Source organism: Burkholderia sp. WAC0059 (genome assembly GCF_002870125.1).
In the GTDB taxonomy this organism is placed as follows: domain Bacteria; phylum Pseudomonadota; class Gammaproteobacteria; order Burkholderiales; family Burkholderiaceae; genus Paraburkholderia.
Map to the genome: position 1 here is coordinate 228,492 of NZ_PNEO01000004.1, position 13,775 is coordinate 242,266.

Below are 13,775 nucleotides of genomic sequence, written 5' to 3' on the forward strand. Positions count from 1 at the left end.
GGCAATGGCCGCTTCCGTCCGCAATCGGGCGCCGCCGCCGGCGCTCAAGGCGCGTGCGCGCCGCTCCCGACGCCCGCGCGGCGGTGCCGCGACAGGCGCTCTTCGGCCAGCGCGAGCGGCTCCGGCAACCCGCGCAGCACGACGATGTCGTTTTCGCGCAGCACCGTGTCCGGGTCGGGCTCGACGCCGCGAATGCTGTGCCGGCGGATCGCCGTCACCTCGACGCCGAGCGCGTACAACCCGAGTTCGGCCAGCGTGCGGCCCACGGCGTCCGCGCGCGCGTCGACCGGCACCGATTGTAGCCGCACCTGCTCGTGGCCGTCGTCGTCGACGTCGTCCGTGCCGTGAAAATAGCCGCGCAACAGGCTGTAGCGCTCGTTGCGCATCTCCTCGACGCGGCGCACCACGCGCCGCATCGGCACGCCCATCAGCACGAGCATGTGCGAGGCGAGCATCAGGCTGCCCTCGACGATCTCGGGAATCACCTCGGTCGCGCCCGCCGCGAGCAGGCGTTCGAGATCGGCGTCGTCGACCGTGCGCACGATCACCGGCAGCGTGGGCTCGAGTTCGTGGACGTGGTGAAGCACGCGCAGCGCCGACTGCGTATTCGCGTAGGTGATCGCCACCGACGCCGCGCGGTGAATGCCCGCCGCGACGAGCGATTCGCGCCGCGCGGCATCGCCGTACACCACCGATTCGCCGGCCGTCGCGGCCGCGCTCACGCGGTCCGGGTCGAGGTCGAGCGCCACGTAGGAGAGCCCTTCGTGCTCGACCATGCGCGCGAGATTCTGGCCGGCCCGGCCGTATCCGCAGATGATGACGTGGCCGCTCTGCTTGAGGCTTTCCGTCGCGATGCGCGTCATCTGCAGCGATTGCTGCATCCATTCCGTCGAGGAGAAGCGCAGCACGATGCGGTCCGCGTTCTGGATCAGGAACGGCGCGGCCAGCATCGAGAGCAGCATGGCCGCGAGGATCGCCTGCATGAGCGTGGCGTCGACGAGGTGCTGGTCGAGAATCAGGTTCAGCAGCACGAAGCCGAACTCGCCGGCCTGCGCGAGCCCGAGGCCCGTGCGCATCGCGACGCCGGGCGCGGAACCGAACAGGCGCGCGAGCGCCGTGATCATGACCGCCTTGAGCAGCACCGGCCCGACGAGGAACGCCAGCACGATGAGCGGGTGACGCCAGATCACGAGCGGGTCGAGCAGCATCCCGGTCGTCACGAAGAACAGGCCGAGCAGCACGTCGCGAAACGGCTTGATGTCCTCTTCCACCTGATGCCGGTACGGCGTCTCGGCGATCAGCATGCCGGCAATGAAGGCGCCGAGCGCGAGCGACAGGCCGAACCGGTCGGTGATGAACGCCGCGCCGAGCGTGACGAGCAGCACGTTCAGCACGAACAGTTCCTGCGAGCGGCGCCGCGCGACGACGTTGAACCAGCGCGTCATGAAGCGCTGTCCGACGATGAGCAGCAGCCCGAGCGCGCAGACGATCTTCAGGAACGCGAAGCCGAGTTCGACGACGAGCGACGCCTGGCTGCCGCCGAACGCGGCGATGATGATGAGGAGCGGCACCACGGCGAGGTCCTGGAACAGCAGCACGCCGAAGATGTTGCGGCCGTGCGCGGACTCGATCTCGAGCCGCTCCGCGAGCATCTTGCTCACGATGGCCGTCGAGGACATCGCGAGCGCGCCGCCGAGCGCGACGCAGCCCTGCCAGGTGAGGTGCACCCAGTGCTCCAGCACCGTGCCGACGAGCAGCGCGACGAGGATCGTGCCGAGCACCTGCAGCAGGCCGAGCCCGAACACCGCCTGGCGCATCGCGCGCAGCTTCGCGAGCGAGAACTCGAGGCCGACCGAGAACATCAGGAACACGATGCCGAACTCCGCCAGGTTCTGCGCGCCCTGCAGGTCCGGCACGATGCGCAGCGCGTGCGGGCCGACCACGATGCCCACGCTCAGGTAGCCGAGCATGGGCGGCAGGTTCAGGGAGCGGAACAGCACGACGCCGGCCACCGAAGCGAGCAGCAGGAACAGCGTCATTTCCAGCGGGGAGATCATCGTGAAAAGCGTCCTCGTTCGTCAGCGATACCGGCGCGCGGCGCCCGGCACGGTCGGGCTCGCGAACCTGGGCGGAATCGGGCGGCCGGCGCGGGCAGCCGCCGGCGCGCGGCCCGTGACCGGAGCGCCGGCGCGGCGAACAAACGCCTTTGCTATACTCCGCGAATGATAGCGAAAATCAATGGCGATCGGGCACTGTCGCTGGCCCGCGACGTGCTCCAGATCGAAGCCGACGCAGTTTTCGGGCTGCGCGAGCGGCTCGACGAGAGTTTCGTCCGCGCCCTCGATCTCATCCTCAACTGTCGGGGCCGCGTGGTCGTCTCCGGCATCGGCAAATCGGGCCACATTGCCCGCAAACTGGCCGCCACGCTGGCTTCCACCGGCACGCCGGCCTTCTTCGTCCACCCGGCGGAAGCCAGCCACGGCGACCTCGGCATGGTCACGGCCGACGACGTTTTCATCGCGATGTCGAACTCCGGCGAATCGGAAGAGCTCGTGACGATCCTGCCGCTCGTCAAGCGCCTCGGCGCGAAGCTCGTCGCGATGACGGGCCGGCCCGGCTCGACGCTGGCCCAGCTCGCCGACGTGCATCTGAACTCGGCCGTCGAGAAGGAAGCCTGCTCGCTGAACCTCGCGCCCACGGCGAGCACCACCGCGGCGCTCGCGCTCGGCGACGCGCTCGCGGTGGCCGTGCTCGACGCGCGCGGCTTCGGCCCCGACGACTTCGCGCGCTCGCACCCCGGCGGCACGCTGGGCCGGCGTCTGCTCACCTACGTGCGCGACGTGATGCGCACCGGCGAACAGGTGCCGCGCGTACTGCCCGACGCGACGGTGAGCGACGCGCTCTTCCAGCTCACGGCCAGGCGCATGGGCATGACGGCGATCGTCGACGAAGCCGGCCGCGTGAGCGGTATTTTCACCGACGGCGACCTGCGCCGCGTGCTCGAGCGGGCCGGCGACTTCCGCACGCTGCCGATCGCGTCGGTCATGACGCACTCGCCGCGCACGATCGGCCCCGACCAGCTCGCGGTCGAGGCCGTGGAACTGATGGAGCGCCACCGAATCAATCAGATGCTGGTCGTCGATACGGCCGGCAAGCTGATCGGTGCCCTTAACATGCACGACCTGTTTTCGAAGAAGGTGATCTGATGGCCGCACCGGAACTTGACGCTACCGCCCGCGCCGCCCGCGTGCGCCTGATGATTTTCGACGTCGACGGCGTGCTGACCGACGGCGGCCTGATGTTCACGGGCGCGGGCGACACGATGAAGTCGTTCAACTCGCTCGACGGCTACGGCGCGAAGCTGCTGCGCGAGGCCGGCATCGAGACGGCCATCATCACGGGCCGGCACTCGGAAATCGTCGCGGTCCGCGCGAAGGAGCTCAGGATCCCGCACGTCTTCCAGGGCGTCGAGGACAAGCGCGTCGCGTTCGCGCAACTGCTCGCCGACACCGGCGTCGCGCCCGAGGCCTGCGGCTACATGGGCGACGACTGGCCCGACCTCGCCGTCATGCTCCAGTGCGGCCTCGCGGCGGCACCGGCCAACTCGCACCCCGAGGTGCTCTCCCGCGCGCACTGGGTGAGCCGCGCGCGCGGCGGCCACGGCGCCGCGCGCGAGCTCTGCGATCTGCTGCTGCGCGCGCAGGGCCGCTACGAGGCGATGCTCGCCGCGGCCTGCGGAGCCACGCACGGATGAACCCGAAGTTTCAACTGACGTCGCTGATTCCGGTCGTCGCCATAGCCGTGCTCGCGGCCCTCACGTGGTGGCTGCTGGAAGCGACGCGGCCGGCGCCGGACAATCAGCCCGAGCGCCCGCTCACGCACACGCCCGACTATTTCGCCGACAACTTCTCGGTCTCGGAGCTCGACCAGTCCGGCTCGACGCAGTACCGCCTGACGGCCACCCATCTCGTCCATTACGAGGACGACCAGAACAGCGACCTCACGCTGCCGGCCGTGCGCGCGTTCCAGCCCGGCAAGCCGGTCGTGACGGCCACGGGGCTGCGCGGCACCGTCAACGGCGACGCGTCGATCGTCGACCTGTACGACCACGCGCGCATCGTGCGCGACGCCGGCTTCGGCGACCCGCGGATGCAGGCCGATTCCGAGCATTTCCACGTGCTCGTCAACGACGATGTCATCCTGACCGAAAAGCCGGTTAAACTTCAGCGCGGCCAGTCTATCGCGACGGCCACCAACGGCATGAACTACAACAACGTCACCCGGGTCATCAAGCTCTACGGCAACGTCCGGGGCACGATCGCCCCGGCTGATTCCGGCGGCTCCTCCTGACACCCCGGAACCGTCCACTCCAGCCATTCCAGGCGTGACTGCATGAACGAATCGCTCCCCCGCTCCCTGTCCGGCCGCGCGCAGCGCCTGCGCCGCGCGGCCTTCGCGATGCTGTGCGCACTTGCCGCGGCGCTGCCGCTCGCCTTCGCGAGCCCCGCCCACGCGGAGCGCGCCGACCGCGACAAGCCGCTCAACATCGAGGCGGACAACATGACCTACGACGACCTGAAGCAGGTGACGGTGTTCACGGGCCACGTCGTCGCGACCAAGGGCACCATCCTGATCAAGGCCGACAAGCTCGTCGTCCATCAGGACCCGGAAGGCTATCAGTACGCGACGGGCACCGTGACGGGCAGCACGCTCGCCTACTTCCGCCAGAAGCGCGAGGGGGTCAACGAGTACATCGACGGCAACGCCGAGCGCATCGACTACGACGGCAAGCAGGACCTGACCACGCTCACGACCAACGCCACGGTGCGTCGCCTGCAGGGCCTCACGACCGTGATGGACCAGGTGCACGGCAGCGTCATCACCTACGACGGCCAGAACGACTTTTACACGGCGAAGGCCGGCAAGGACGTCGCGGGCCCCGGCAACCCGACCGGACGCGTGCGCGCGATGCTCTCGCCGAGCAACGGCGGCGCGGCGCCGCTCACGGGCGCGTCGGCCACGCTCGCGCCCTCGACCACGCTGCAGGAGGCGCCGCAACAATGAGCGCCACCGCCCTGCACAACCGCCAGCCGGCCGGCACGACGAGCTCTCTCGCCGTGCGCAACCTCAAGAAGCGCTACGGGTCGCGCACCGTCGTGAAGGACGTCTCGCTCGACGTGAAGAGCGGCGAGGTGGTCGGCCTGCTCGGCCCGAACGGCGCGGGCAAGACCACGTCGTTCTACATGATCGTCGGGCTCGTGCCGCTCGACGCCGGCGAGATCGACCTCGACGGCCAGTCGATCAGCCTGCTGCCGATCCACAAGCGCGCCTCGCTCGGCCTGTCGTACCTGCCGCAGGAAGCGTCGGTGTTCCGCAAGCTGTCCGTCGAGCAGAACATCCGCGCGGTGCTCGAACTCCAGCACGACGAAAACGGCAAGCGTCTCTCGAAGGACGTGATGACCGCGCGCGCCGAGGCGCTGCTCGACGAGCTGCAGATCACCCATCTGCGCAACAACACGGCGCTGTCGCTGTCGGGCGGGGAGCGACGCCGGGTCGAAATCGCGCGCGCGCTCGCAACCGACCCCAGTTTCATCCTGCTCGACGAGCCGTTCGCGGGCGTGGACCCGATCGCCGTGCTGGAAATCCAGAAGATCGTCAAGTTTCTGAAACAGCGCAATATCGGCGTGCTCATCACGGACCACAACGTGCGCGAAACGCTCGGCATCTGCGACCACGCCTACATCATCAGCGACGGCTCCGTCCTCGCGGCGGGCGCGCCCGGCGACATCATCGAGAACGAAAGCGTACGCCGCGTCTATCTCGGCGAACATTTCCGCATGTAACGGAACACGGGGCTCACGGCGGACCGCGCAAGACGCGAACAAGCCTCTCCGACCCGCGCGGCGCGCTATCCCGCTCCGCCGCCCTTCCCTGCCGGCGAACCCGCGCCGGCAATCGTTCCGGCAAACCGGCTCCGGGCGCCCTGTCCGGCACGGCGCGAGCTTTCCGCGTCCGTCCCCTTTGCGCCCCGCGCACGGCCGTGCTCCGGCCATCCCCGATCGCCCCCGTCGCGGGCGCGGCGAGGTATCGCGGGCGTGGCAAACTCTTTACAATGATTCGCACATCGCCATGAAAGCCAGCCTCCAACTCCGCCTCTCGCAGCATCTTGCGCTGACTCCACAATTGCAACAGTCGATCCGGCTGCTGCAATTGTCGACGCTCGAACTGCAACAGGAGGTTGCGGCGGCGATCGCCCAGAACCCGCTGCTCGAAAACGAGGACGACTGGATCGCGAGCCCGCTGCGCGTCGCCTCCGACGGCTCGCTGATCGCCCAGCCGCCCACGACGGCCGGGTCCGAGGGGATGGCGGGCGGTTCGGCCGCCACGGCGACGACCGGCAACGGTACGGCCAACGGCGAGCGCGGCGACGGCGAACCGCAGGGCGTCGACGAGTACAACGGCCTGAACGCCGATGCGAACGGCGACGCGAGCCAGTGGAACCTCGACGACTTCGGCCGCTCGGGCAATGCGTCCGACGACGACGACCTGCCGCCGCTGCAGATCCACGAATCGACGACCACGCTGCGCGACCATCTGACGGCGCAGTTGCGCGTCACCCAGGCGAGCCCGCGCGACCGCGCGCTCATCACGTTCCTCATCGAATCGCTCGACGACGACGGCTACCTCGGCGCGACCTTCGACGAAATTCTCGCCGACCTGCCCGAAGAGCTCGAAGTCGATACCGACGAGCTGAACGCCGCGCTCGCGCTGCTGCACAGTTTCGATCCGGCGGGCGTCGGCGCGCGCTCGGCCTCCGAATGCCTGAAGCTGCAACTGCTGCGCCTTGCGCCTTCGGAAACGCGCACGCTCGCGCTCGAGATCGTGTCGCATCACCTCGAACTGCTCGCGACGCGCGACTTCACGCGGCTGCGCAAACACCTGAAAGCGAGCGACGACGCGCTGCGCGACGCGCACGCGCTGATCCGCTCGCTCGAACCGTTCCCGGGCGCAGCTTACGGCAAGGCCGAAGCCGACTACGTGGTGCCCGACATCATGGTCAAAAAAATCGGCCAGAACTGGCACGCCGAGCTGAATCCCGAAGTCGTGCCGAAGCTGCGGATCAACCATCTCTATGCGAACATCCTGCGCAACAACCGCGGCGATCCGGGCAGCGGTTCGCTGCGCCAGCAACTGCAGGAAGCGCGCTGGCTGATCAAGAATATTCAGCAGCGCTTCGAGACGATTCTGCGCGTGGCGCAGGCCATCGTCGAGCGACAGAAGAATTTTTTCGTGCACGGCGAAATTGCAATGCGCCCCTTGGTTTTGCGGGAGATTGCTGATACGCTGGGCTTGCACGAGTCGACGGTCTCGCGTGTGACGACCGGTAAGTACATGCTCACCCCGTTCGGGACGCTTGAATTTAAGTACTTCTTCGGATCTCACGTATCGACCGACACGGGAGGCGCGGCCTCCTCCACCGCCATTCGCGCGCTCATCAAGCAACTGATAGGAGCTGAAAACCCCAAATCGCCCCTTTCGGACAGCCGCATAGCCGAGCTGCTGGCGGAACAGGGTTTCGTGGTCGCGCGCCGCACCGTCGCGAAGTACCGCGAAGCGCTGAAGATTCCGGCGGTCAATCTGCGCAAGTCTCTTTAGCCCGTTCGGGCCTCGTCGGGGTTCCGCGCGGGCCGTTCCCGGCCGCGGCGCTAGTTGGCGAAGATGGCCGGCCGAGGTATCCCGCCGTTTGCCGCCCCTGCCTGCAGGCCCGGTTCACGGCGAGCCCATCGACCGGCACATTGCACGCTCGCATCGCGTTCCCGACGGCCATCAGCCTGGAGAAGCACGATGAATCTGAAGATCAGTGGACACCATCTCGAAGTGACGCCGGCGTTGCGAGAATACGTGATCACCAAACTGGACAGGGTGCTAAGGCATTTCGATCAGGTCATCGACGGGAACGTGGTCCTCTCGGTCGACAACTACAGGGAAAAGGACAGGCGGCAGAAGGTCGAAGTCAATCTTCATCTGAAGGGCAAGGACATTTTCGTGGAAAGCGCGAACGGCGACCTGTACGCGGCCATCGATCTCGTGATCGACAAGCTGGACCGCCAGGTCGTGCGCCACAAGGATCGCGTCCAGGGACACCAGCACGACGCGCTCAAACATCAGAGCGCGGTCGGCGTGGAGTTGCCGCCGCCGCAGTAAGGCGCAGCACGTCGGCCATGCCGACCCTCCAGAACAGACCGCCCGGCACGCCGGGCGGTTTTTTCATGGGCAGGGATGGGGGAAGCCTGAGAAATCGCAGGAATCGGGACCATCGCGGGAGTCGTGAAAGCCCCGTCGCGGAACGCCCGCGATACATGGCGCATCGCACCATCCGCGCATACGCTTGTTCTATAATGATCCCGTCATTTTTCGGGGTATTCCGGCCCCGGGGTTTCGGCACCGGGCTTCATCGCCTGCCGCGGCGCCCGACGCTCGGGCATCGCGACAGTCCGCTTCCGGCGCGGGACATCCGCCAGCCGCCGGGGTGAGGAGCATTCAGGCCACGTTTTCGCCTGCAAACATGAATCGTTTAGCCAAAATACTTCCTCTCGAGAACGTCGTCGTCGGCCTGGCCGTTACCAGCAAGAAACGCGTCTTCGAGCAGGCTGGTCTGATCTTCGAAAACCAGAACGGCATCGCCCGCAGCACGGTCACCGACAATCTTTTCGCGCGCGAGCGCCTCGGTTCCACGGGCCTCGGCGAAGGCGTGGCGATTCCGCACGGCCGCATCAAGGGCCTGAAGCAGCCGCTCGCGGCGTTCGTGCGCCTCGCGGAGCCGATTCCGTTCGAGGCGCCCGACGGTCAGCCGGTTTCGCTGCTGATCTTCCTGCTCGTGCCCGAGCAGGCCACGCAGCAGCACCTCGACATCCTGTCCGAGATCGCGCAACTGCTGTCCGATCGCGACACGCGCGAGCGTCTGCATACGGAGCAGGACCGCGAGACGTTGCATCGCCTGCTCACCCAGTGGCAACCTTGATGCCGGGCGCCCGCTCCCGCGCCGCGCAGGCGGCCTCGCACACCTGACCGGCGAAGCTCGCGCAGCCAGCGGCCCACTACGGAGTCACCGACTCATGGACACTTCCAGCATCAACGCCCAAAGCATCTTCGACGACAACGCCGCCACGCTGAAACTGAGCTGGCTGACCGGTCACGAGGGCTGGGAGCGCGGCTTCCCGGCCGAGAGCGTCGCCACCGCGACCTCGAGCGCGGACCTCGTCGGCCACCTGAACCTGATTCACCCGAACCGCATCCAGGTGCTCGGCGAAGCCGAAATCCACTACTACCACCGCCAGACCGAGGAAGACCGCTCGCGCCACATGGCCGAGCTGATCGCGCTCGAGCCGCCGTTTCTCGTCGTCGCCGGCGGCGTCGCCGCGCCGCCCGAACTGGTGCTGCGCTGTACCCGCTCGTCGACGCCGCTCTTCACCACGCCGATGTCGGCCGCTGCCGTCATCGACAGCCTGCGCCTCTACATGTCGCGCATCCTCGCGCCGCGCGCGACGCTGCACGGCGTGTTCCTCGACATTCTCGGCATGGGCGTGCTGCTCACGGGCGACTCGGGCCTCGGCAAGAGCGAACTGGGGCTCGAACTGATCAGCCGCGGCCACGGCCTCGTCGCCGACGACGCCGTGGACTTCGTGCGGCTCGGCCCCGACTTCGTCGAGGGCCGCTGCCCGCCGCTCCTGCAGAACCTGCTCGAAGTGCGCGGCCTCGGCCTGCTCGACATCAAGACGATTTTCGGCGAGACGGCCGTGCGCCGCAAAATGAAGCTCAAGCTGATCGTCCAGCTCGTGCGCCGCCCGGACGGCGAATTCCAGCGCCTGCCGCTCGAAAGCCAGACGGTCGACGTGCTCGGCCTGCCGATCAGCAAGGTGACGATTCAGGTTGCGGCCGGCCGCAACCTCGCGGTGCTCGTCGAAGCCGCCGTGCGCAACACGATCCTGCAACTGCGCGGCATCGACACGCTGCGGGACTTCATGGACCGCCAGCGGCTCGCCATGCAGGACCCCGACAGCCAGTTTCCGGGCAAGCTCGTCTGACCGGCGCGGCCTGCGCGGGGCGTCCCGATTGCGCGAGGCAGATGCTATGATGGCCGGAACCGGGTTTTCCGACTTCCCATGCGCATCATCCTGATCACCGGCATTTCAGGCTCCGGCAAATCGGTGGCGCTCAACGCGCTCGAGGACGTGGGTTACTTCTGCGTCGACAACCTGCCGCCCCGTTTTCTGCCGCAGCTCGCCGAACACCTCGCCAACGAGGGCTACGCGCGTCTCGCCGTCGCGATCGACGCGCGTTCGAGCTCGTCGTTCGACGGCATACCCGAAATGATCGGCGCGCTCGCGCAACGCAACGACGTGCGCGTGCTGTTCCTGAACGCGAGCACCCAGGCGCTGATCCAGCGCTTTTCCGAAACGCGCCGCCGGCATCCGCTCTCGGGCTCGAGCACGCACGACGCGAACGTGGGCATGCTGAAGTCGCTCGAGGAAGCGATCGAGCACGAACGCGAACTCGTGTCGAACCTCGCGGAATTCGGCCACCAGATCGACACGAGCAACCTGAGCGCGAACGCGCTGCGCGCCTGGGTCAAGGTCTTCGTCGAGGAGGAGCGCGGCGCGCTCGCGCTCACGTTCGAGTCGTTCGGCTTCAAGCGCGGCGTGCCGCTCGACGCCGACTTCGTGTTCGACGTGCGCACGCTGCCGAATCCGTATTACGACGGCCGCCTGCGTCCGCTCACCGGGCTCGACAAGCCGGTCATCGATTTTCTGACCGCGCAGCCGGCCGTCAACGAGATGATCGAGGACATCCACGCGTTCATCGCGAAGTGGCTGCCGCGGTTTCGCGACGACAACCGCAGCTACCTGACCGTCGCGATCGGCTGCACGGGCGGTCAGCATCGTTCGGTCTTCATCGCGCAGACGCTCGCCGCTCGCCTTGCGGGCGAGGCGAGCGTGATCGTGCGCCATCGGGACGCGCCGCTCGACGTGGGCGACTCGTCCCGGCTGATCGCCTAACCGGCCGCATCGCGCGGCCTTAACCGTATAAGCGTTGCGCCATGCCCATCCCGCCCGCCGTGCTGGCAGATTTGCCGCTCTTTCCGCTGCATACGGTGCTGTTTCCCGGCGGGTTGCTGCCCCTGAAGATTTTCGAGGCGCGCTATCTCGACATGGCCCGCGCCTGCCTGCGCGAGCAGACGCCGTTCGGCGTCTGTCTGCTCAAGAGCGGCACCGAGGTCGCTCAGCCGGACGAGCCCGCCGTGCCGGAAACGGTGGGATGCCTCGCCGAAATCGACCAGTGCGACGTCGAGACCTTCGGCATGCTGCTGATCCGCGCGCACGGCACGCGGCGCTTCCGGCTGCTTTCGCACCGCGTCGAAGCGAGCGGTCTGCTGGTCGGCATGGCCGAGCCGCTCGCCGACGACACGCCGCTCGAAGGCCAGGACCGGCTCGCCTGCTTCGGCGCCTGCGCGGAGGTGCTCGAGCGGATCATCGCGACGATCCGCTCGCGTGACCCGGACGGCGTGCCGTTCGCGGAGCCGTTCAGGCTCGACGACCCGTCATGGGTGTCGAACCGGCTCGCCGAGGTGCTGCCGATCCCGCTGCGCGCGCGCCAGAAGCTGATGGAACTCACCGACGCGGGCGCGCGAATCGACGTGGTTCACCACTACATGCGGCAGCATCAACTGCTCTAGCCCCGGCGCGTCAACCGACCGCTAAAGCAAAGACCCGCGCAGGCTGTCGAGCAGCTTGCGTACCGGCGCCGGCACGCCGAACGCCTCGATCTCGCGCAGCGCCACCCAGGCGGTTTCCGCGTCCGGCAGATCGACTCGCGCGAGCGCGTCCTGCTCCATCTCGATCATGCGCGGCTCGATATCGAGCCGGAAATGCGTGAACGTATGGCTGAACGGCGCAAGCGGCGTTGCGTTGCCCCGCGCGCCAAACGACTGCGCGCGCGCGCCGAGCGCGCTTTCGTCGCCGGCTTCGGGCAGGCTCCAGAGCCCGCCCCAGATGCCCGAAGGCGGACGCTTCTCGAGCATCACCGCGTCGCCGTCGAGCAGCACGAGCATCCAGGTGCGCCGCGTCGGCACGGCTTTTCTCGGCTTCGCGGCCGGCAGTTCGCGCTGCCGGCCCGTCACGTTCGCGACGCAATCGGCCGCGAACGGACAGCGCACGCACGCGGGCTTGCCGCGCACGCAGAGCGTCGCGCCGAGGTCCATCAATCCCTGCGTATAGGCACTCACGTCTTCGTCGCTCGCGTCGACGCCCGGCACGAGCGATTCGGCCAGCGCCCACATTGCATTCTCGACGCGCTTCTCGCCCGGAAACCCTTCGATACCGAACACGCGCGCGAGCACGCGCTTCACGTTGCCGTCGAGAATCGTCGCGCGCGCGCCGAACGCGAACGACGCGATGGCCGCCGCCGTGGACCGGCCAATGCCCGGCAGCTCCGCCAGCGCCTCGACCGAATCGGGAAACGCGCCGCCGTGCCGCTCGACGACGGCCTGCGCGCAGCGGTGCAGATTGCGCGCCCGCGAGTAATAGCCGAGCCCGGCCCAGAGCGCCATCACGTCGTCGAGCGGCGCAGCGGCCAGCGCGCCGACGTCGGGAAAGCGCCCGAGAAATCGCGCGTAATACGGAATGACGGTCGACACCTGGGTCTGCTGCAGCATGATCTCGGACAGCCAGATCCGGTAGGGGTCGCGCGTGTTCTGCCACGGCAGGTCGTGGCGGCCGTGCACGCGCTGCCAGCCGATGAGCGTGGCGGCGAACCCGGCGGACGGCGGCGGGGAAAAAGGGCGTTCGGACATGATCGAAGAATCAGCGCTGGCAGCGCGGACAGTAGTAGGTGGAGCGCTGGCCCTGCACGATCTGCCGGACCGGCGAGCCGCACACGCGGCACGGCTGGCCCGCGCGGTCGTAGACGAAGTATTCGAGCTGGAAGTAGCCGCTCTCGCCGTTGCTGCCCACGAAGTCGCGCAGCGTGCTGCCGCCCTTCTCGATCGCGGCGGCAAGCGTGGCGCGCACCGCCTCCGCAAGCAGTTCGTAACGCGCGAGCGAGATGCGCCCGGCCGGCGTGGTCGGCCGGATGCCGGCCCGGAAAAGGCTTTCGGACGCGTAAATGTTGCCCACGCCGACGACGATGTCGCCCGCGAGCAGCGCCTGCTTGACGGAAACCTTGCGGCCGCGCGTCTCGCGATGGAGCAGCACGCCCGAGAACGACTGCGCGAACGGCTCGATGCCGAGCCTCGCGAGAAGCGGATGGCCGAGCACGTCGCCCGCCTCGCGCGAATGCCAGAGCACGGCGCCGAAGCGGCGCGGGTCACGAAAACGCAGCACGAAGTCGTCGAAAATCCAGTCGACGTGATCGTGCTTCGCCGCCGCGGGCGGCTTCGGCACGTTGCGCAGCACGCGCAACGTGCCCGTCATGCCCAGATGAACGATGCACCAGCCCTCGTCGACTTCGAGCAGCAGATATTTGCCGCGCCGCCCGACCCGGCGGATCGTGCGCCCGCCGAGCAGGGCCGCGAGCGCGGGCGGCACGGGCCAGCGCAACGCGCCCGTACGCACGTCGACGCGCTCGACGCGGCGTCCGGCCACCCACGGCTCGATTCCTCTGCGCGTTACTTCGACTTCCGGCAACTCGGGCATGTCTGACAGGTCTGCAACTTGCGTGTTGGTTGGTGCGCGTATTGTAGCGAGCGCGTTACAATCGACCGAAACATTCGACGCCAC

General features: G+C 68.0%; 14 protein-coding genes. 11 read left to right on the plus strand and 3 right to left on the minus strand.

Going from position 1 to position 13,775, the window contains the following annotated elements:
• Positions 1–44: 44 nt before the first annotated feature.
• Positions 45–2,057 (minus strand): monovalent cation:proton antiporter family protein, encoded by a 2,013-nt coding sequence (locus CY652_RS06220; protein WP_102129825.1) that lies wholly within the window; start codon positions 2,055–2,057, stop codon positions 45–47.
• A 165-nt stretch (positions 2,058–2,222) separates the two neighbouring features.
• Here CY652_RS06220 and kdsD point away from each other — a divergent pair, with 165 nt between their 5' ends.
• The 11 genes from kdsD (at position 2,223) to CY652_RS06275 (ending at position 11,734) form a co-directional block, all read left to right on the plus strand.
• A complete protein-coding gene (gene kdsD / locus CY652_RS06225) occupies positions 2,223–3,206 on the plus strand; it encodes an arabinose 5-phosphate isomerase KdsD (protein WP_102129826.1) in 984 nt (327 codons plus the stop codon).
• The gene (locus tag CY652_RS06230; RefSeq protein ID WP_102129827.1) at positions 3,206–3,754 is read left to right on the plus strand and encodes a KdsC family phosphatase; all 549 of its coding nucleotides are present in this window, start codon (positions 3,206–3,208) and stop codon (positions 3,752–3,754) included. Before kdsD ends, CY652_RS06230 begins: the two co-directional genes overlap by 1 nt.
• Entirely contained in the window at positions 3,751–4,350 is a 600-nt protein-coding gene (gene lptC / locus CY652_RS06235) for an LPS export ABC transporter periplasmic protein LptC (RefSeq protein ID WP_102129828.1), read from the plus strand. Before CY652_RS06230 ends, lptC begins: the two co-directional genes overlap by 4 nt.
• Before the next feature lie 42 nt (positions 4,351–4,392).
• Positions 4,393–5,064, plus strand: coding sequence for a lipopolysaccharide transport periplasmic protein LptA (lptA, locus tag CY652_RS06240; RefSeq protein WP_102129829.1), 672 nt, complete (start codon positions 4,393–4,395; stop codon positions 5,062–5,064).
• Positions 5,061–5,843 (plus strand): LPS export ABC transporter ATP-binding protein, encoded by a 783-nt coding sequence (gene lptB / locus CY652_RS06245; RefSeq protein WP_102129830.1) that lies wholly within the window; start codon positions 5,061–5,063, stop codon positions 5,841–5,843. The genes lptA and lptB overlap by 4 nt, the downstream gene beginning before the upstream one ends.
• 286 nt (positions 5,844–6,129) lie before the next feature.
• On the plus strand, positions 6,130–7,656 hold the full coding sequence (locus CY652_RS06250; RefSeq protein ID WP_102129831.1) for an RNA polymerase factor sigma-54: 1,527 nt from the start codon (positions 6,130–6,132) through the stop codon (positions 7,654–7,656).
• 189 nt (positions 7,657–7,845) lie between these two features.
• Positions 7,846–8,205 (plus strand): ribosome hibernation-promoting factor, HPF/YfiA family, encoded by a 360-nt coding sequence (gene hpf, locus CY652_RS06255; RefSeq protein ID WP_102129832.1) that lies wholly within the window; start codon positions 7,846–7,848, stop codon positions 8,203–8,205.
• A 361-nt stretch (positions 8,206–8,566) separates the two neighbouring features.
• Complete coding sequence (gene ptsN / locus CY652_RS06260) at positions 8,567–9,022, plus strand: PTS IIA-like nitrogen regulatory protein PtsN (protein WP_102129833.1); 456 nt, start codon at positions 8,567–8,569, stop codon at positions 9,020–9,022.
• A 94-nt stretch (positions 9,023–9,116) separates the two neighbouring features.
• On the plus strand, positions 9,117–10,085 hold the full coding sequence (gene hprK, locus CY652_RS06265) for an HPr(Ser) kinase/phosphatase (protein WP_102129834.1): 969 nt from the start codon (positions 9,117–9,119) through the stop codon (positions 10,083–10,085).
• A 78-nt stretch (positions 10,086–10,163) separates the two neighbouring features.
• Complete coding sequence (gene rapZ, locus CY652_RS06270; RefSeq protein WP_102129835.1) at positions 10,164–11,057, plus strand: RNase adapter RapZ; 894 nt, start codon at positions 10,164–10,166, stop codon at positions 11,055–11,057.
• A 41-nt stretch (positions 11,058–11,098) separates the two neighbouring features.
• Complete coding sequence (locus CY652_RS06275; protein ID WP_102129836.1) at positions 11,099–11,734, plus strand: LON peptidase substrate-binding domain-containing protein; 636 nt, start codon at positions 11,099–11,101, stop codon at positions 11,732–11,734.
• A gap of 21 nt (positions 11,735–11,755) precedes the next feature.
• Here CY652_RS06275 and mutY read toward each other — a convergent pair whose 3' ends face one another.
• Positions 11,756–12,850: an A/G-specific adenine glycosylase gene (mutY, locus tag CY652_RS06280; protein WP_102129837.1), complete on the minus strand. Its 1,095-nt coding sequence runs from the start codon at positions 12,848–12,850 to the stop codon at positions 11,756–11,758.
• 10 nt (positions 12,851–12,860) lie between these two features.
• Positions 12,861–13,691, minus strand: a complete 831-nt coding sequence (mutM, locus tag CY652_RS06285; protein WP_102129838.1) for a bifunctional DNA-formamidopyrimidine glycosylase/DNA-(apurinic or apyrimidinic site) lyase — start codon at positions 13,689–13,691, stop codon at positions 12,861–12,863.
• Positions 13,692–13,775: the final 84 nt, after the last annotated feature.

Excerpts from the sequence above, each read along its gene's own strand:
- CY652_RS06220 (WP_102129825.1), bottom strand. The coding sequence starts at position 2,057 with ATGATCTCCCCGCTGGAAATGACGCTGTTCCTGCTGCTCGCTTCGGTG.
- kdsD (WP_102129826.1), top strand. The coding sequence starts at position 2,223 with ATGATAGCGAAAATCAATGGCGATCGGGCACTGTCGCTGGCCCGCGAC.
- CY652_RS06230 (WP_102129827.1), top strand. The coding sequence starts at position 3,206 with ATGGCCGCACCGGAACTTGACGCTACCGCCCGCGCCGCCCGCGTGCGC.
- lptC (WP_102129828.1), top strand. The coding sequence starts at position 3,751 with ATGAACCCGAAGTTTCAACTGACGTCGCTGATTCCGGTCGTCGCCATA.
- lptA (WP_102129829.1), top strand. The coding sequence starts at position 4,393 with ATGAACGAATCGCTCCCCCGCTCCCTGTCCGGCCGCGCGCAGCGCCTG.
- lptB (WP_102129830.1), top strand. The coding sequence starts at position 5,061 with ATGAGCGCCACCGCCCTGCACAACCGCCAGCCGGCCGGCACGACGAGC.
- CY652_RS06250 (WP_102129831.1), top strand. The coding sequence starts at position 6,130 with ATGAAAGCCAGCCTCCAACTCCGCCTCTCGCAGCATCTTGCGCTGACT.
- hpf (WP_102129832.1), top strand. The coding sequence starts at position 7,846 with ATGAATCTGAAGATCAGTGGACACCATCTCGAAGTGACGCCGGCGTTG.
- ptsN (WP_102129833.1), top strand. The coding sequence starts at position 8,567 with ATGAATCGTTTAGCCAAAATACTTCCTCTCGAGAACGTCGTCGTCGGC.
- hprK (WP_102129834.1), top strand. The coding sequence starts at position 9,117 with ATGGACACTTCCAGCATCAACGCCCAAAGCATCTTCGACGACAACGCC.
- rapZ (WP_102129835.1), top strand. The coding sequence starts at position 10,164 with ATGCGCATCATCCTGATCACCGGCATTTCAGGCTCCGGCAAATCGGTG.
- CY652_RS06275 (WP_102129836.1), top strand. The coding sequence starts at position 11,099 with ATGCCCATCCCGCCCGCCGTGCTGGCAGATTTGCCGCTCTTTCCGCTG.
- mutY (WP_102129837.1), bottom strand. The coding sequence starts at position 12,850 with ATGTCCGAACGCCCTTTTTCCCCGCCGCCGTCCGCCGGGTTCGCCGCC.
- mutM (WP_102129838.1), bottom strand. The coding sequence starts at position 13,691 with ATGCCCGAGTTGCCGGAAGTCGAAGTAACGCGCAGAGGAATCGAGCCG.